15 protein-coding genes are annotated in these 16,309 nt (G+C 67.1%); 9 read left to right on the plus strand and 6 right to left on the minus strand.

Annotated elements, in window-relative coordinates:
* The first annotated feature begins 311 nt into the window (after nucleotides 1-311).
* The 9 genes from rpmH to QH168_RS26660 all read left to right on the plus strand — a co-directional run bounded on the left by rpmH (nucleotide 312) and on the right by QH168_RS26660 (nucleotide 7,265).
* Nucleotides 312-455 (plus strand): 50S ribosomal protein L34, encoded by a 144-nt coding sequence (gene rpmH, locus QH168_RS26620; protein WP_280468670.1) that lies wholly within the window; start codon nucleotides 312-314, stop codon nucleotides 453-455.
* Between the two features lie 84 nt (nucleotides 456-539).
* Nucleotides 540-956, plus strand: a complete 417-nt coding sequence (rnpA, locus tag QH168_RS26625) for a ribonuclease P protein component (RefSeq protein WP_280468672.1) — start codon at nucleotides 540-542, stop codon at nucleotides 954-956.
* Nucleotides 953-1,339, plus strand: a complete 387-nt coding sequence (yidD, locus tag QH168_RS26630) for a membrane protein insertion efficiency factor YidD (protein WP_280468674.1) — start codon at nucleotides 953-955, stop codon at nucleotides 1,337-1,339. The genes rnpA and yidD overlap by 4 nt, the downstream gene beginning before the upstream one ends.
* 4 nt (nucleotides 1,340-1,343) lie before the next feature.
* Complete coding sequence (gene yidC, locus QH168_RS26635) at nucleotides 1,344-2,417, plus strand: membrane protein insertase YidC (RefSeq protein ID WP_280468676.1); 1,074 nt, start codon at nucleotides 1,344-1,346, stop codon at nucleotides 2,415-2,417.
* Nucleotides 2,418-2,516: 99 nt separating this feature from the next.
* Nucleotides 2,517-3,056, plus strand: coding sequence for a protein jag (locus QH168_RS26640; RefSeq protein WP_432421175.1), 540 nt, complete (start codon nucleotides 2,517-2,519; stop codon nucleotides 3,054-3,056).
* A 134-nt stretch (nucleotides 3,057-3,190) separates the two neighbouring features.
* A complete protein-coding gene (gene rsmG, locus QH168_RS26645; RefSeq protein WP_280468929.1) occupies nucleotides 3,191-3,934 on the plus strand; it encodes a 16S rRNA (guanine(527)-N(7))-methyltransferase RsmG in 744 nt (247 codons plus the stop codon).
* Between the two features lie 362 nt (nucleotides 3,935-4,296).
* Nucleotides 4,297-5,253: a ParA family protein gene (locus QH168_RS26650; RefSeq protein WP_432421186.1), complete on the plus strand. Its 957-nt coding sequence runs from the start codon at nucleotides 4,297-4,299 to the stop codon at nucleotides 5,251-5,253.
* Nucleotides 5,254-5,305: 52 nt separating this feature from the next.
* On the plus strand, nucleotides 5,306-6,319 hold the full coding sequence (locus QH168_RS26655; protein WP_280468680.1) for a ParB/RepB/Spo0J family partition protein: 1,014 nt from the start codon (nucleotides 5,306-5,308) through the stop codon (nucleotides 6,317-6,319).
* A 208-nt stretch (nucleotides 6,320-6,527) separates the two neighbouring features.
* Nucleotides 6,528-7,265 carry a GNAT family N-acetyltransferase gene (locus tag QH168_RS26660; protein ID WP_280468930.1) on the plus strand — a complete coding sequence of 246 codons (738 nt, stop codon included), beginning with the start codon at nucleotides 6,528-6,530 and terminating at the stop codon, nucleotides 7,263-7,265.
* Between the two features lie 65 nt (nucleotides 7,266-7,330).
* Here the strand turns inward: QH168_RS26660 and QH168_RS26665 are convergent, their stop codons facing one another.
* The 6 genes from QH168_RS26665 to QH168_RS26690 all read right to left on the minus strand — a co-directional run bounded on the left by QH168_RS26665 (nucleotide 7,331) and on the right by QH168_RS26690 (nucleotide 15,707).
* Nucleotides 7,331-8,521 carry an N-acetylmuramoyl-L-alanine amidase gene (locus tag QH168_RS26665; RefSeq protein WP_280468682.1) on the minus strand — a complete coding sequence of 397 codons (1,191 nt, stop codon included), beginning with the start codon at nucleotides 8,519-8,521 and terminating at the stop codon, nucleotides 7,331-7,333.
* A 196-nt stretch (nucleotides 8,522-8,717) separates the two neighbouring features.
* Complete coding sequence (gene trxA, locus QH168_RS26670; protein WP_014353750.1) at nucleotides 8,718-9,044, minus strand: thioredoxin; 327 nt, start codon at nucleotides 9,042-9,044, stop codon at nucleotides 8,718-8,720.
* A gap of 110 nt (nucleotides 9,045-9,154) precedes the next feature.
* Entirely contained in the window at nucleotides 9,155-10,141 is a 987-nt protein-coding gene (gene trxB / locus QH168_RS26675) for a thioredoxin-disulfide reductase (protein ID WP_280468683.1), read from the minus strand.
* 78 nt (nucleotides 10,142-10,219) lie between these two features.
* Nucleotides 10,220-11,023, minus strand: a complete 804-nt coding sequence (locus QH168_RS26680) for a hypothetical protein (RefSeq protein WP_280468685.1) — start codon at nucleotides 11,021-11,023, stop codon at nucleotides 10,220-10,222.
* A gap of 104 nt (nucleotides 11,024-11,127) precedes the next feature.
* Complete coding sequence (sigM, locus tag QH168_RS26685) at nucleotides 11,128-11,688, minus strand: RNA polymerase sigma factor SigM (RefSeq protein ID WP_280468931.1); 561 nt, start codon at nucleotides 11,686-11,688, stop codon at nucleotides 11,128-11,130.
* Nucleotides 11,689-11,999: 311 nt separating this feature from the next.
* The gene (locus tag QH168_RS26690) at nucleotides 12,000-15,707 is read right to left on the minus strand and encodes a murein biosynthesis integral membrane protein MurJ (RefSeq protein ID WP_280468932.1); all 3,708 of its coding nucleotides are present in this window, start codon (nucleotides 15,705-15,707) and stop codon (nucleotides 12,000-12,002) included.
* Nucleotides 15,708-16,309: the final 602 nt, after the last annotated feature.

Raw genomic sequence — 16,309 nt, forward strand, 5'->3', positions numbered from 1 at the left:
GATTGGGGAGTATGGCGGCCGTGACCAGCCGAATGGCCGCGACCAGCAGCGGGTCCGGCAATCGCCCGGCTATGCCGCCGCCCTCCCGATCCGCCGACCGGTCAGGGGTGTGGACGAGGTCACGGCCACACAGCCCTGATATGGGCGAGTTTGACCCGTTCGTGGCCGCTGAGTACCCTCGTACAGTCACCCCTCGGTGCGGTGGCTGCCCTGTGCTGACTGTTCGCCAGGATCGCCGCGCGCCGAGGATGGGCGAATCACCGAAAAGCTTCGGGCGCGACAGGCGCCCACCAACTCGAGGAGTGTTGACCGTGGCCAAGGGCAAGCGGACGTTCCAGCCGAACAACCGTCGTCGGGCGCGGGTTCACGGCTTCCGTCTCCGGATGCGGACCCGTGCGGGCCGCGCCATCGTTTCCGCGCGTCGCCGTAAGGGCCGCGGCAGCCTGACGGCCTGATCCTCCGGTTTCGGTGTCGGATGCCCGGTTCGCCGAACGCTGCGCTCCTCGTCCCTGATCGCTCACCAGCCCCCGGACTCTCGGGTGCTGCCTGAGTCGTATCGGCTGCATCGTCGTGCCGACTTCTCCAGGACGGTGCGTCGCGGCCAGCGAACCGGGAGGCGTGATCTGGTCGTGCACGCATTCGTGCACACCGTGGATCCGGCCGTCGAACCGACCGAGGACGTACTCGTACGCGTCGGCGGTCCGCGCTTCGGATTGATCGTCAGCAAGGCGGTGGGTAACGCGGTGATTCGTCACCGGGTCGCCCGCCGCCTGCGTCATATCTGCGCCGAGTTGAGTGCCGAGATTCCGGTCGAGGCCGATATCGTCATCCGCGCGCTGCCCGGCGCCGCCACCGCCGACCCGGTGGAGCTGCTGCGCCAGCTGCGTAGCGCGGCCCGCAAGCTCGGCCTCGGCGAGGCCGTCCGGCCCGGCGTGCGCGCGGGTGAACCCGTATGAGATCGCTCGCGGTTCTGCGCCGATGGCCTGCCAATATTCTGATCTTCCTGATCGAGCTCTACCGGACCTATGTATCCCCCACCCGCATGCCGGTCTGCCGTTTCACCCCGACCTGTAGCGAGTACGCGGTCACCGCGTTACGCACCCGAGGGCTGTTCATCGGCCTCGGACTGACGGTCGTGCGTCTGGCCAAATGCGCGCCCTGGCACCCTGGTGGGTGGGACCCCGTTCCGGAGCGGAAGCGCCGCGACGAGCACGGGAACGAGGCAACCGCCGAATCGTCACGGGATACGACCCCTCCGGCCGACTCGGAGCCGGCGGCCAAGGCTTGTACAGGATCACCGTCCGCGGTGGTCGGCGATACGAACGACGGGAGTGCATAGAGCCGTGCTCGACTTCATTTACTATCCGGTGTCCTGGATCCTTTGGTTCTGGCACCGGGTCTTCGGGTTCGCGTTCGGCGCGGACAACGGCATCACATGGGCACTGGCCGTGGTGTTCCTGGTGTTCACACTGCGGCTGGTGCTCTACAAGCCGTTCGTGAAGCAGGTGCGCACCACCAAGCAGATGCAGGAGCTGCAACCCCAGATCAAGGAGTTGCAGAAGAAGTACAAGAACGACCGCCAGAAGATGGCGCTGGAGATGCAGAAGCTCCAGAAGGAGAACGGCTTCAACCCGCTCATGGGCTGCCTGCCGATCCTGGCGCAGGTGCCGGTATTCCTCGGTCTGTTCCATGTGCTGCGCTCGTTCAACCGGACGGGCCACGGGCTCGGGCAGCTCGGCATGGATCCGGTCACCAATGCCAACACCCCGAACTATGTCTTCAGCGCGGCCGATGTCCAGTCGTTCCTGAGCGCCCGCATCTTCGGTGCGCCGATCTCGGCGTTCATCACCACCCCCGCGAACGAACTGCTGGCCTTCGAGGACTACGGCGGCATTCCGAGCCGGATCTCCATCGCCGCCGTCGCCATCCCGCTGATGATCATCGCCTCGGTCGCCACCCACTTCAATGCCCGCGCCTCGGTGGCGCGGCAGACGCCGGAAGCCGCCGCCAACCCGCAGGCCGCGCTGATGAACAAACTGGCGCTGTGGGTGTTCCCGCTCGGTGTGCTCGTCGGTGGTCCGTTCCTGCCGATCGCCATCCTGCTGTACTGGGTCTCCAACAACATCTGGACCTACGGGCAGCAGCATCTCGTCTTCGGTCGAATGGCGAAGGAAGAAGAAGCCAAGAAGGCGGCCAAGCTCGAGCAGCGGGCGCAGAACGCCCCGAAGCCGGGAGCCAAGCCGGTCGACACTCGTAAGAAGCAGTCCCCCGCTGCCGTCGAGGGCGAGGAAGCCGCCACCACGAATGGGGCCGCCCCCGTCGCGAAGGCCTCGGGTAAACAGTCGGGCCAGAAGCGGCCGGGTGGTCAGAAGAAGTCGGGTAATCGCGGCCGCGCCAATCAGAAGCGACGCCGCTGACCCATCCGATCGGTGGGAAACCCCGATCGCCGAGCAACCCCTTGATCGCGGCGCATCCGGACAGCCGGTCGCGGCGACGAGCAGATGAAGGAAAATCACATGACTGTTGAGACCGACGGAGGGGACGCCACTGTGGCGACGACGATGGTTGATGCCGACACCGAAACGGGCGACGCCGAGGAGGCGTTGATCGAAGAGGGCGAGATCGCCGGCGACTACCTGGAGCAGTTGCTCGACGTGCTCGACTTCGACGGCGATATCGATCTGGACGTCGAGGGCGACCGCGCGGTGGTGAGCATCGACGGCGGCCGGGACCTGTCGAAGCTCGTTGGCCGCAATGGCGAGGTGCTCGACGCGTTGCAGGAGCTGACCCGCCTCGCGGTGCAGCAGGCCACCGGTGTGCGTAGCCGCCTCATGCTGGACGTCGCGGGTTGGCGGGCCAAGCGTCGCGAGGAACTGAGCGCGCTCGGTACTGCCGCCGCGAAGCGGGTGCAGGAATCGGGCGCCCCCGAATCGCTGGCGCCGATGACGCCGTTCGAGCGCAAGATCGTGCACGACGCGGTCGCGGCCGTCGATGGTGTCGCGAGCGAGAGCGAGGGCGTGGAGCCGAACCGGCATGTGGTTGTCGTTCCGGCTTGACGGGTAGTGCGGCACGCCCCGTGCGCTGACGGGGCGGGCAATGGTTGGATAGGGCCTCGGGTCTTCGGACCGGGGCCCTTCTCCATATCTGGGGTGCCGGTGCCCATTCCGATAATCGACGAGTGTTCGGAAGGATGTTTCACGTGGAACGAGATCTCGGCGGAGCGACCGAGTGGGAGCCGCCGACGGTAGCCGTCACGGTCTTCGGTGACCGTCTCGATCTCGCCCGCCGCTACTGTGCCGCGCTGGCGACGGCCGGGGTGGAGCGCGGGCTGATCGGGCCGCGTGAGGTCCCCCGACTATGGGATCGCCACATTCTGAATTGCGCTGTGATCGGTGAGCTGATTCCCGAGGGCGCCTCGGTCGTCGATATCGGTAGCGGTGCGGGCCTGCCCGGTATCCCGCTCGCCATCGCTCGACCCGATCTGCGGATCACATTGGTGGAGCCACTGTTGCGACGCACGGTCTTTCTGAGTGAGTTCATCGAAGCGGCGGGGCTCGAGGTGGCCGTCGTTCGTGGCCGGGCGGAGCAGTCCGGCGTAATCCACGAGGCGGGTGGCGCGGACGTGGTCACCTCGCGTGCAGTGGCGCCGCTGGCGAAGCTCGCACAGTGGTCGCTTCCCCTGGTTCGTGACCACGGCCGGATGCTGGCCCTCAAGGGCGTCAGTGCGGCCGAGGAGCTGGAGCGCGATGCGGAGGCGCTCGCCCGCGCCGGAGCGGGCTTGGCGGAGGTGGTGGAGTGCGGTGTCGGGATCGTGGAGACGCCGACCCTCGTCATCAGCGCCGAGCGACTCCCCCGCTCGGAGCGCGCACCCAAGCCGCGCGCCGGCAAGTCCGCGCGCCGGACGGCCAGGGCCGCCCGGAAGGCAAATCAGTAGCTTTCCGTGGTCGATGTTTCACGGGAAACATGGACCGGCGCATGCGAATGGTCACGGATCCGCGTGTCGTGCGCGCGTCACCGCGATTCAGCTTTCTAATCGCGCTCGGTGCTGGCAAGCTAATGGGCGTCGGGCGTGAGCGTTGGTGCCACGGAGGGATGTGGATGTCACAGCGGCAGGAGCTCCGCTCGGTCGATCGGGCGCCGCGATCCCGGTTGAGCATCGAGTTCGATCCGACACGGCTTGTTTGACGACACGGCGCCGACGCGGTCGGGGCACGTGATCTGGAGTTCTCGCGTTAGGAGCTGTCTATGTCGAGCGGTTCAGCGAATGTTTCACGGGAAACATCGCGAGTTCCGGGAATGCTGGATTCCAGCAATACCGGTCCGGAAGCATTCGGAAGCACACCGTTCGGGAACATCTCCCCCAGCGAGACCCCGATTGCGGCGGAGGCGCATCGCGCGAGCCAGATACTGCATCCAGGAAAGGTGACAGTGCCGAAACCGCATGAGCAACGGATCATCACGATCGCCAACCAGAAGGGCGGGGTCGGTAAGACGACCACCGCGGTCAATCTGGCGGCGGCCCTGGCACATCAGGGGATGAAGGTGCTCGTGATCGATCTCGACCCACAGGGCAATGCCAGTACCGCGCTGGGAGTCGAGCACCACTCGGGTGTGCCCTCGAGTTATGAACTGCTGATCGGCGAGATCTCGGTCAAGGACGCGATTCAGCAGAGCCCGCACAGCGAACGGCTGCTCTGCATTCCGGCCACGATCGACCTCGCCGGTGCCGAGATCGAATTGGTGTCCATGGTTGCTCGGGAGGGCAGGCTGAAGGCAGCGATTCAAGAAGCCAATATCGCTGGCTACGACATCGATTACGTGATGATCGACTGCCCGCCGTCGCTGGGTCTGCTGACGGTGAACGCGATGGTGGCCGCCAAGGAGGTGCTGATCCCGATCCAGTGCGAGTACTACGCACTCGAGGGTGTCGGGCAGCTGATCCGCAATATCGGTCTCGTGCAATCGCATCTGAACCCCGAATTGCATGTCTCCACCGTGATTCTCACGATGTACGACGGTCGGACGAAGCTGGCCGATCAGGTGGCCGAGGAGGTGCGCGGCCACTTCGGTGACGTCGTACTGCGATCGGTCATCCCACGCAGCGTGAAGGTTTCCGAGGCGCCCGGCTACGGCATGACGGTGCTGGATTACGATCCGGGTTCCCGAGGGGCGATGAGCTACCTTGATGCCGGTCGGGAAATGTCGGCTCGCGCGGCGGCGAAACGCGCGGCGGTCACCGAAGGTGCGGAGTGACGCAGGTCGTGCCGACCTGCGGCGGCGGTGAAACGAGAAAGGGGTAGGCCCGATGAGTCAGGCTAAAAAGGGTGGGCTCGGACGCGGTCTCGCAGCGTTGATCCCGACCGGACCGACGTCGACCGGTCTCGGTGACGCCGCCGCGAGTGTGGTCATCGGGGTCGACCCCGGACCACTCCAGCCCGCCACGGCGTTCCTGCATCGGGTGCCCGACTCCCCCGACACCGCCGAACTCGACTCCCCCGGCGATGCGGTGTACCGCGAGATCCCGCCGGATGCCATCGAGCCGAACCCCAAGCAGCCACGTCAGGTCTTCCAAGAGGATGCGCTCGCCGAGCTGGTGCATTCGATTCGTGAGTTCGGGCTCATGCAACCGATCGTGGTGCGACGGCTCGACACCAACCCCGACCGCTATCAGCTCGTCATGGGTGAGCGCCGCTGGCGGGCCTGTCAGGAGGCCGGGCTGACCACCATTCCGGCCATCGTCCGGGAGACCGACGACGGTTCGATGCTGCGTGACGCGCTGTTGGAGAACATCCACCGCGTGCAGCTCAATCCCCTCGAAGAGGCCGCCGCGTATCAGCAGCTGCTCGAGGAGTTCGACGTCACCCACGAGGAACTGGCGGATCGGATCGGTCGCTCACGTTCGGCGGTGACGAATATGATCCGGCTACTGAAGCTGCCGGTGCCGGTGCAGCGGCGGGTCGCTGCCGGTGTGTTGTCCGCCGGACACGCGCGTGCCGTCCTCGGTTTGGAAGCGGGTCCCGATGCCCAAGAGGTGCTCGCGGCCCGCATCGTCGCCGAGGGGATGTCGGTGCGTGCCACCGAGGAGGCCGTCACACTGGCGAACCGCGAACCCGAGAACGCCGCTCCCCCGGCTCCTCGGCGTAAGCCATTGCACGCGCCGGGATTACAGGATGTGGCCGAGCGACTATCGGAATCGTTCGACACTCGCGTGACGGTGAGTTTGGGCAAGCGCAAGGGCAAGATCGTCGTCGAGTTCGGCTCGGTCGATGATCTCGAGCGCATTGTCGGTCTGATGCAGCAGAACGACATCGGAACCTAACGAAATCGAGCCTGTGCAGCTGTGAACACAACCCTGCCGCCGAAACGTCACTGTGACGGCGAATGGGATATCGCACAGAGCCCCTGACCGAACAGCACAGTGACGTGGAATGAGGCGGGTTCGCTTTGATCGCATATTCTTGCTGGCGAGAAGACAGTGATGCGGCGTGAGCGTGGATGAATCGGACAGCTGGAGGCTGAGCAGAGCGGTGTCGACCAGCGTCACAGCATTGACCCTGGACGGGCTGGACCAACTGCCCGCACACGCCCGGCGCTGTGTGTTCTGGGAGATCGATCCGGCCGTCGCGGCCGACTCGCAGGAGTTCAGCGATCCGGTCTTCGAGAAGGAGGCCTGGCTGTCGACGGTCATGCTGGAATGGGGTTCCTGCGGACAGGTCGCCACCGTCGACGGGAATTCGGCCGGGTGCGCGCTGTACGCGCCACCGAGCGCCGTTCCGCGGGCCACGCTGTTCCCCACCTCCCCCGTCAGCCCGGACGCCATCCTGCTGACCACGCTGCGGGTCGAGCAGCCGAACCAGGACTCCGACATTGCCTACCGGCTGATTCAGGCCGCAGTGACCGATCTGATGCGTCGCGGTGTCCGAGCGCTGGAAGTCTTCGGCCTGCGCGCCGATCCGCCGAGCACCGCGCTCTCGGATCGGTCCATGGGGTCCATGACGTTGATGGAACGCATCGCGACGCCGGTACGCGACCGTTTGCGCAGCTCCGGCCGGGCGACCGCACGCTGCTCACCGGAAACCTGCATGATCGATGCCGACTTCCTCGAGGAGGCCGGGTTCGAGGTCGTCGCAGCGCATCACCGGTTCCCTCGGCTGCGATTGGAACTCGATTCCGATCACGGTTGGAAGGAAGATGTGGAGCGTGCGCTGGATCAACTGCTCGCGGCCGCCTCGATGACGGTGCCGACGCGCGTTCTCAGCCTCTGACAGCCACCGAACGACACTGCCCCGCCGACACTGTGTGCGGCGGGGCAGATTCGTGTGTGGGGCGGCTATCCGCGATCGGCGGCGGCCAGTTCCTCGGCGAGCAGTTCGGCGAAGGTGTAGGTGCCGGTGGGCTGATCGTCCTGACCCAGCAGATACAGCCGCTTCACCGACACCAGGATCGCCTCGGCGATGACATCGCGCATCCGTGGATTGGTGAGCACCGACGCGTCGTATTCGTTTGTCAGATAACCGATATCGACCTGAACCGTCGGCATTTTGGTGAGCCGCAGCAGATCCCAGGTGCGCTGATGGGTGCGGCAGTCCTGCAAGGAGGTCCGTGCGACCACTTCACGCTGGATGAACCCGGCCAGCACCTGTCCGATCATCGAGACCGAGCCGTGCGAATTGCCGAAGTAGAAGCCCGCGACACCGTTGGCCGAGGAGCTGGGGTTGTTGGCGCAGCGCAGCGAGATCATCAGGTCGGCGTCGAACGCGTTGGAGGTGTCGGCACGTTCGGCGTCGGTGGGGTTGGCGCCCCATGGACGGGACAGGAACGTCTCCATCCCGGTCGCCGCCATCCGGCCCTCGAGCCGACTGGCCAGATCCCACAGGATCTCCGATTCGTAGACCTCGCCGAATTCGGTGGGTACGGCATGCCCTTTGTCCGGCCCGCCGAGGCCCGGGTCGATGACGATCCGCTTACCGGTCAGCTGCGGACCCGCGCGGTGCACCACCTCTTCCTCGGCGATGCGATGCGGATTACCGCCGGTCACCCTGGCGCCGAGCAGTTCGAGCGAACGCAGGGTGTCCGGGCCACAGATACCGTCGGCCGAGAGCCCGATCTCGCGCTGGAACGCGGTGAGCCCGTCGTGGGTGTGCGGACCGAAGTAGCCGTCGACACGGTGCACATAGAAGCCGAGGTCCTGGAGCCGCCGCTGGAGCGTCGCCACATCATCACCATAGAGCGGCGCGGACAGCTGATAGATCAGCGTGCGTGCGCCGAGCCGGTAGGAGGCCTCTTTGAGAGCCCGATACGTCGCCGGGCCCACAACACCGTCCACGAGCAGCCCACGATGCTGTTGGAACGCGCGCACCGCGGAGTCGAGCTGGTGATCGAAGGTGGCGTCGGTGTCTTTCCAGTATTCACGCGCGTCCTCGCCATCGAGGTTGTGCGCGTGTAGGAAACCCAGACTTGCCAGGGTGCTCCGAACCTCTGCGACGGCTGGACCGGTATCGCCGTGACGAAGTCGGTGCATGCGTGAGAGCCCTTTCCCTTCCGTCAGCCCGGGTACCCACCAATGCGATGGGTTACACCCTCGCACCACCGGAGCGTCGCGTCGATTGTCTCAGACCCGGACCGAATTTCGACAATTCCGGGTCTGGGCATACTACGGCGCGTCGCCGGTGTGCGATGCCATACGGCGGAGTTCGCCGTAGTGATCGTCGAGGGAGTCAGATGACGCCGTCGAGTTCGCGCAGCAGGGCGGCTTTGCCCTTTGCCCCGACGATCTGCTTGACCGGCTTGCCACCGGCGAACAGCATCATAGTTGGCAGCGACAGGATCTGATAATCCTTGGCGGTGACCGGGTTGGCGTCCACGTCCAGCTTGGCGACGGTCAGCTTATCGGCATGGGTGCCCGCGATCTCCTCCAGCACCGGCGCGACCATCTTGCATGGACCGCACCAGTCCGCCCAGAAGTCGACCAGAACCGGCTTCTCGCTGAGCAGGACGTCATCGGCGAAGGTGGCGTCGGTGACGGTGATGGTGCTCTCGGACATGGGGTTTCTCCTCGTACGGCAGCGGTGGTGATTGTCGGTACGGCGGGCGCCCGGTGCTTACCGGGCCGCCCGGCTCCAGGCGCTGACCCGCGCCTGCCGGATGGTTCGGATCAGTTGGCGGGGACCGCGACCGGGCGATCGGCGTGGTCGAGGGTGTTGCTGGTGATATCGCCCTGGTCGGCGAGCCAGCGCTCGGCGTCGATCGCGGCGCGGCAGCCGGTGCCCGCGGCGGTGATGGCCTGCCGGTAGGTGTGATCGACCAGATCGCCCGCGGCGAAGACGCCGGGCACAGCGGTGGCGGTGGACGGGTCGGACACCTTCACATAGCCCTCGTCGTCGAGTTCGACCTGGCCGCGCACGAGTTCACTGCGCGGATCGTGGCCGATCGCGACGAACATGCCGGTGGCGGCGAGTTCGGAGGTTTCGCCGGTGCGGGTGTCGCGCAGGGTGAGGCTGGTCACGCTCGTATCGCCGTTGACGGAAGCGACTTCGGCATTGGTGACGAAGCGGATCTTCTCGTTGGCCTTGGCGCGCTCCAGCATGATGCGCGAGGCCCGGAACTCCTCGCGCCGGTGCACGATGGTGACGCTGGAGGCGAACTTGGTGAGGAAGGTCGCTTCCTCCATGGCCGAATCGCCGCCGCCGACCACGACGATGTCCTGGCCCTTGAAGAAGAAGCCGTCGCAGGTGGCGCACGCGCTGACACCGCGGCCGAGCAGCTTCTGCTCACCGGGGACGTCGAGGTAACGGGCGGCCGAGCCCATGGCGAGGATCACGGCGTAGGCCTCGAAGGTCTCGTCACCGACGGTGACCTTCTTGACCGGACCGCTCAGATCGATGGCGTCGACGTCTTCGGTGCGGATCTCGGCGCCGAAGCGCTTGGCCTGGTCACGCATCTGCTCCATCAGGTCGGGGCCCATGATGCCGTCGCGGAAACCGGGGAAGTTCTCCACCTCGGTGGTGGTCATCAGGGCGCCACCGAACTGCGTTCCCTCGAACAGCAGCGGCTGGAGTTCGGCGCGGGCCGCGTAGACGGCGGCGGTGTAGCCGGCGGGGCCGGAGCCGACGATGATCAGGTCGCGAACTGGCGTGCTCATGGGGCCCTTCCGAAAGACATCAACGGGACGTGTCGGTCAACAACAGCGTAAACGCACTTGTTCCCCCGGGTGGGCGGGCTATCCGATGTCGGTGACGGCCAACACTCCCGGCTCGCCCGTGCGGCAGCCGGGCTCGACCACCAGCGCGGTGATGCCTCCGGGGGTGGTGCCCGCGACCAGGATCAGTACCGCGTCGGCGCCACGGAAGGTCATATCGGTGGAGCCGAGGACCGTGCGGTCGTATCCGGCGGCCGCGACGCAGCCGGCCAGTTCGGCGGAATCGGCGAGCGGTCCGGCGACGTCGTGGCGCCCGAGCGCACCGAGCGCGACCGTGGCGTCGAGATCTTCACCCGGCGAGGTGTCGACGGTGGTCGGACCCGCGGTGGGGCTGACGGTGCCATTGTCGCGCACGGTGGCGACCACGATCGCCGCGCAGGCGATGACCGCGACGGCCGCCGCGGCCGCGGTGAGCATGCGCATCCGGCGTCGACGGCGCTCGTCGAGCGAAACCACCGGAGCAGCCGGACTCGTTGGTATACCGGGTGATTCGGCCTCGTACCGCGTCGCGTCGGAGAGCCCGGGTAGTTCGGTTATCCGCGCGGTCGGTTCCGCATCCGGTTCGGCGGGGCCCAGTTCCTCGGCCCATTGCCACAGGCGCGCCGATACCTCGTCGGGCATCGGGTGGATGATCCGGTCGTCGCGACCGAGGGCGCGTAGCTGCGCGCTGACCTCGTCGAGTGACCGTAGGTACTGCTGGGCCTCCGGATCGCCATGGACCGCGGGCCACAACTGTTCGCTCTGTTCGCGCGAGAGGTTGTCGGCGTGCAGGTCGGCGAGCAGCTCCGCCGAAAACGGAGGCTGCGGAACGGATCGGGTCGCCATCCCACCTCCAAGTGTTCCTACATTTGACCTTGCACGCAGCCCGGTGAATGCCAGGCGGCGGTTACATCGTCTCGTGGTTCGTCACTATTACTGACGCAACAGGGTCACATCCGGTTCCCTGGATCCCGCAGAAATTCCAAACGTTCGCCGAGCCGCTGTCTGGCGCGGGCACAGCGACTTTTGATGGTCCCCTCCGGAACGCCGAGCATCGCGGCCGCGTCCGACACGCTATACCCCTCCAGATCGACGGCGACGATGGCGGTGCGTTGATCCGGTGGTAGCGAGAACAGGGCGCGGTCGACCACCATCGACATCTCCAGCCTGGCGATGTCATCACGGTCGTCGGCGGGTTCCGGCATGTTCTCCGGCGTCAGCGAGAACGCGCGTCTGGTCTTGTTGCGCCGGATGCGGTCGAGGCAGGCATTGACCACGATCGCGTGCAGCCAGCTGCGCACCTCGGATTCGGCGCGGAACGAGCCAGCGGTGCGGTGCGCCGACAGCAGCGCGTCCTGGAGCGAGTCGGCGGCGTCCTCACGGGTGTAGGAGGTGCGTACCGCGGTCTGCCAGAGGTGGTCGTTATGCCTGCGCAGCAGTTCGGCGAAGGCGTGCGGGGTTCCATCGGCGTGGGCTCGCAGCAGTTGGGCGTCGGTGGCTTCGGCGAGAATGAACGCGTCCGCGCGCGCGGCGACGGATGGTGGCCTCCCTCTGCGGGAGCCCTCGTTCACTTCGGACGACAATGCCAACCCCTTGGACGCGCTCACCGGAGTGCCCGACCGAGATGGCCGGGCACCGAAGAAATCGCAGCATGCAGGGATCGAAACGCCTGATCCCGAGAGGCTCCCCTGCTGAGAGCGCGAGCAGAATCATAACGTGGGTAACGATTCGGTAGCAACCGATCCGTCAGCGTGGCCGCACCGCGATCTCTCCGTGATCTGTTAGGCGTTATGCCTGGTGAGAGCGGGTGCGGTCGGTGTGATCAGCGCGCGGCGTCGAAACGGATATCGGCGATAGAGGACTGGAACCGGCCATCGGTATTGCCGAGTCCGGTGATCCAGACCAGGACATATCGGGCGGCCTGATCGGCTTCCACCGGAATCTGGGTGACGCCGTCGGCGAGGGTCGCGGTGCCGATGAGTTGCGTCTGATCGAGCGTCGGCGAGGTGGTCGGCGAGGTGCGGATCTCCACGGTGGTGCCCGGGCTCGGCGAGGTGATCGCGACGTTGGTGAGCTTGGCCGGGCTCGGCAGTGTCGCCAGCAGGCCGACACCCTTCTTCAGCGCGGGGAACTGCTGGAAGTACTGATCGGTGCGCCATACGGTCGAGCCGTTGTTGTCCAGTACCGAGCCGACCCCGCCGACATTGTCGGGGGTGCCCTCGGGCGAGAACACCGTCACGCCCGTCACCGGGACCGGAACGCCGGCCTCCGCGGCCGGACCGCTCGGCGGCGCGGCGGATTCGGCGGGCACCGAATTGGCGGTGGTGAGACCGATATTGCGCTGTTCGTTGAGCGGCTCATCGGAGGATCCCGGAGCGAAGATGCTCACCATCCACCAGATGATGATGCCGACCACCAGTGCGGTGAGAATGCCGAGACCCACCATGATCCACATCATCCGCTGCGACTTCTCCCGTTCCGCCGCAAGCAGTTCGGGATCGGCGAGGGAGTCGTCGGACGGTGCGGTGGCACGCTGGCCCAGACGCAGCACCGGGATGAAATCGGTCTTCTGATCGACCACCGAGGCCTGTTCGAGCACATGCTGCACGGTCGCCGCGGTACGCACGCCCTTATTGGGTTCCAGTGATCTGACCGCGACGGCGGAGATCTCGAACGGCACCTCCGGCCGGATCTGGCGCGGTTCGACCGGAGTGCCGTCGGGGCCGAAATCGGCCAGCCGCAGCCCGCCGACGGTGGCGGCGCTACCGGTGACTCCACCAGCGCGCAGCGGCCAGCGCGCGGTGATCAGGGCGTAGAGCATGGCGCCGAGACCACGGACATCGGACTGGGCGTCGGAATCGGCCAGCGTTCCGGGGAACGCGAGGACAGCGTCACCGGAGGCGCTGATGCGCACCCGGTCCGGATGGTCGATCGACAGCGAGCCGCCGCCGCGGTGCGCCATCTCGGCGGCCGAGGCCAGCGCCCGGATGGCGCGGGCGGCACCGATCGGGGACGGCACGGTATCGGCCATCTCCCGCAGCGACCGGCCGGGGGTCCATTCGGCCACCACGATGCCGCCGGAACTGCCGCGCACCACATCAAGGACGCGGGCCAGGCCGGGCGAGTTGATCCGGCCGAGGCGCAGCGTGCGCGACAGGATGGCCTGCGGACCGTCGTGCCCGGAGTTGTCGGCGGACTGCTGATCGGCATCGACGAAGGTCAGCGCGACCTCGCGATCGAGCTTGATATCGAGCGCCTGCCAGAACTTCAGCCCGCGCGCGCCGCCGTGGCTGGCGAGCAGCCGGTAGCGGCCACCCGCGACGGAGGCACCGGGCAGCAGCTTCGGACCGCGCGGAACCCGGCGCGGGCCGTCACCGCCGCCGACGGGCGGCATGACCGGCAGCATTCCGGTGTCGTACATCGGATCGCGTGGCGGCGCATGACGCTCGGTTCGGTCGTCGCCGTGACCGGATTCCGATTCCGCGGCCTGCGGGTCGGTATCGCCCGGCTGGTGCGCGGATACGGAATCGGACTGCTCCCCCGCGGCGAGCGGAACGTCGGTGGAGAGCCCGCCCGCCGTGTTCGCAGCTGATTCGGCGGCTGGGACGCCGCCCACCGCGTCGTCGCTCACCCTCGGTCCTCCTTCGCCCTGATGTGTCGCAACCCCGGCGAATTCGCCACTTGTGCTTCTCTGCCGAACAGGGTACGGGAACTCGCCGACCCCGGTGATGTCAACAGCATTCGAGCGGATAACGGGCAGCACCATGGTCTGCGCGTCCATCGGGTCGTAATGAGAGTAGGCCAGGTACGGGTCCGGCCTGCGCAGAATGGTGGTGGCGTAGTCCTCTTCGACCGGCTCGTCCAGCCCGAGATCGGGGGCCGGCGGTGTGATGCCGAGCTTGCGCGAGACCGCGACGGTGATCGCCACGATCTCCGGGATGCCCGCGAGCCGCATGAGCCCGAACGCCACGCCGAACATCACCAGCGAGAGGATGGTCACCCGGATGAACGAACCGGGCCCGTGCAGCGCATCGGAGAGCCGGTACAGGCCGAGCACCTTGTCCACGATCAGCATCACCGCACCGCCCGCGGCCGAGGCCAGCACCACTCGGGTGATGGTGTGCCCGACATTGGCCATGCGCAGATCGCCGAGGCTGCGGTGCAGCAGATAGCCGCCGATGAAGGCGCCAGCGGTGAAACCGATACCGGTGGCCGCGCCGAGCACCATTACGACCTGATCGCCGTTATCGGCCAGCACCGGCGCCAGCGCGGAGCCGATGATCTTGACCGTGACGATACCGAGAATGATCCAGGTCGGCGTCCAGGCCTGCTCCCGCGCATAGAAGACGCGCAGATGGATCAGCACCAGTGAATACGGGATGAGCGTGAACGCCGACCAGCTGACCGCCTGGCCGAGGCGTTCGGCGTCCTCGGCGAAACGGGCGTAACCGAACAGCGCGTCACCGACCTGCGGGCCCGCAAGGGTCAGGAAGACGACGATGGGGATCAGCGCGATCATCGTCAGCCTGGTCGCGGCCGACAGATCGTCCACCACCGCCGGGGTGTCGTCGTTGGCGGCATTGCGGCTCAACCGCGGCATGATCGCGGTGAGCAGGGTGACGCCGAGCACGCCGTAGGGCAGCTGCAACAGGGCCCAGGCATTGTTGTAGATCGCCGGGCCGGCCGCATCGGCCTGGGAGGAGATGTGGTTGGCGAAGATGGTGCCGATCTGGCTGATCAGCACGTAGAGGATGATCGCCGCACCCATGGTGCCGAACTGTTTGAGCCGCTCGTCGACGCCCCACAGTGGACGGAGGTCGATACCTTCGCGCCGGATGGCCGGGATCAGCACCATGGCCTGGGTGACGACGCCGAGCGTCACACCGACGCCGAGGATCAGCAGTTTGGGATCGCCCATCCGCACCGGGTCCAGCGAGATCTCGCCCGGACTCACCGCGTACAGCCCGAGCGTGACCAGTACGACCACGTTGTTGAACACCGGCGCCCACGCACCGGGCTTGAAGTTCTGCCTGGTGTTCAGAATCGCCGTGAACAGGGCCGACATCCCGTAGAAGAGGATGGCCGGTACCAGCAGGAACGTCAGCGCGGTGGTCAGCTCGGTATTGACCTCACCGTCGGCGGCGACGAACAGATGGGTGGCCAGGACCGGCGCCGTCGCCGTCGCCAACAGGGCCGCCGTGGCGAGGACCACGAACGCCGCGGTGACGAGTCGCCGTACGAAAGCGGCGCCACCGTCGGGGTCCTCCTGTTCGGCGCGCACCAGGGTCGGCACCACGATCGCGGTGAGTACGGCGCCGAGCACCAGTTCCGCGACCATGTTCGGGATAAGGCTCGCCGACAGGAACGCACTGGCGATGGCCGGGCCAAGAATGGTGAGCAACAGCAGTTGCTTACCGAAACCGGTGATACGGCTGATCAGGGTGGCGAAGGCGATGGAGCCGGAGTCGCGTAGCAGGCGAGCGTTGGCGCTTTCCTTCGATTCGGGCTTCTCGACCACCACGGCGGGCATGCCCTTGGTGCTCGGCCTGCTGCCGGATTCGGCGCGGGAGGCGATCCGCTCGGGCGGTGCCGGTCGCCGAACCTGTGGTTGCGGCTGGGTCGGCGGTCGGTTGGGGGCTTGTTCACCCGGAGGCGCCTGGCGGTGCCGGGGTGGACGTCCCTGGCCCGGCGGTGGTCCACCCGCGCGCTGCGGTTGTCCAGGGTGTTGGGGTTGTCCGTGCTGCGGCGGCCGCCCTTGGCCTTGTGGCGGTTCGGGCCGCGGTGGACGTCCGGGGTGTGGCGGCTGGCCGGGTTGTTGCGGCGGAGCAGGCCGCTGATGTCGACCGGGTGGCTGCGGCGCGGGCGGGCGCTGCTGGGGGAATTCCCCGCTGCGCGGATATCCGCCGCCCTGCGGTGGCCGGCCCTGCGGCGGAATCCGCTGCGGCGGGGGCATGTGGTTGGGCTGCCCCGGTTGTCCGTGCTGGCCGGGCGGTGGGCCCGGCCGCTGCGGTTGGGCCGGATAGCTCTGCTGACCGGGATGCGGTCCCGGCCGCTGCGGTGGTGGCGGCGGCATCCGACGGCCCGGAGCGGGCGGTTCGGCCGGACGGCTGATGCGCGGCACCCCCGGCGGCG

This window comes from Nocardia cyriacigeorgica (assembly GCF_029868385.1).
GTDB lineage: Bacteria > Actinomycetota > Actinomycetes > Mycobacteriales > Mycobacteriaceae > Nocardia > Nocardia cyriacigeorgica_F.

Excerpts from the sequence above, each read along its gene's own strand:
- QH168_RS26680 (WP_280468685.1), bottom strand. The coding sequence starts at position 11,023 with ATGGCGACCCGATCCGTTCCGCAGCCTCCGTTTTCGGCGGAGCTGCTC.
- trxA (WP_014353750.1), bottom strand. The coding sequence starts at position 9,044 with ATGTCCGAGAGCACCATCACCGTCACCGACGCCACCTTCGCCGATGAC.
- QH168_RS26655 (WP_280468680.1), top strand. The coding sequence starts at position 5,306 with ATGAGTCAGGCTAAAAAGGGTGGGCTCGGACGCGGTCTCGCAGCGTTG.
- QH168_RS26650 (WP_432421186.1), top strand. The coding sequence starts at position 4,297 with ATGCTGGATTCCAGCAATACCGGTCCGGAAGCATTCGGAAGCACACCG.
- trxB (WP_280468683.1), bottom strand. The coding sequence starts at position 10,141 with ATGAGCACGCCAGTTCGCGACCTGATCATCGTCGGCTCCGGCCCCGCC.
- yidD (WP_280468674.1), top strand. The coding sequence starts at position 953 with ATGAGATCGCTCGCGGTTCTGCGCCGATGGCCTGCCAATATTCTGATC.
- QH168_RS26640 (WP_432421175.1), top strand. The coding sequence starts at position 2,517 with ATGACTGTTGAGACCGACGGAGGGGACGCCACTGTGGCGACGACGATG.
- QH168_RS26690 (WP_280468932.1), bottom strand. The coding sequence starts at position 15,707 with ATGCCCGCCGTGGTGGTCGAGAAGCCCGAATCGAAGGAAAGCGCCAAC.
- QH168_RS26665 (WP_280468682.1), bottom strand. The coding sequence starts at position 8,521 with ATGCACCGACTTCGTCACGGCGATACCGGTCCAGCCGTCGCAGAGGTT.
- rsmG (WP_280468929.1), top strand. The coding sequence starts at position 3,191 with ATGTTTCACGTGGAACGAGATCTCGGCGGAGCGACCGAGTGGGAGCCG.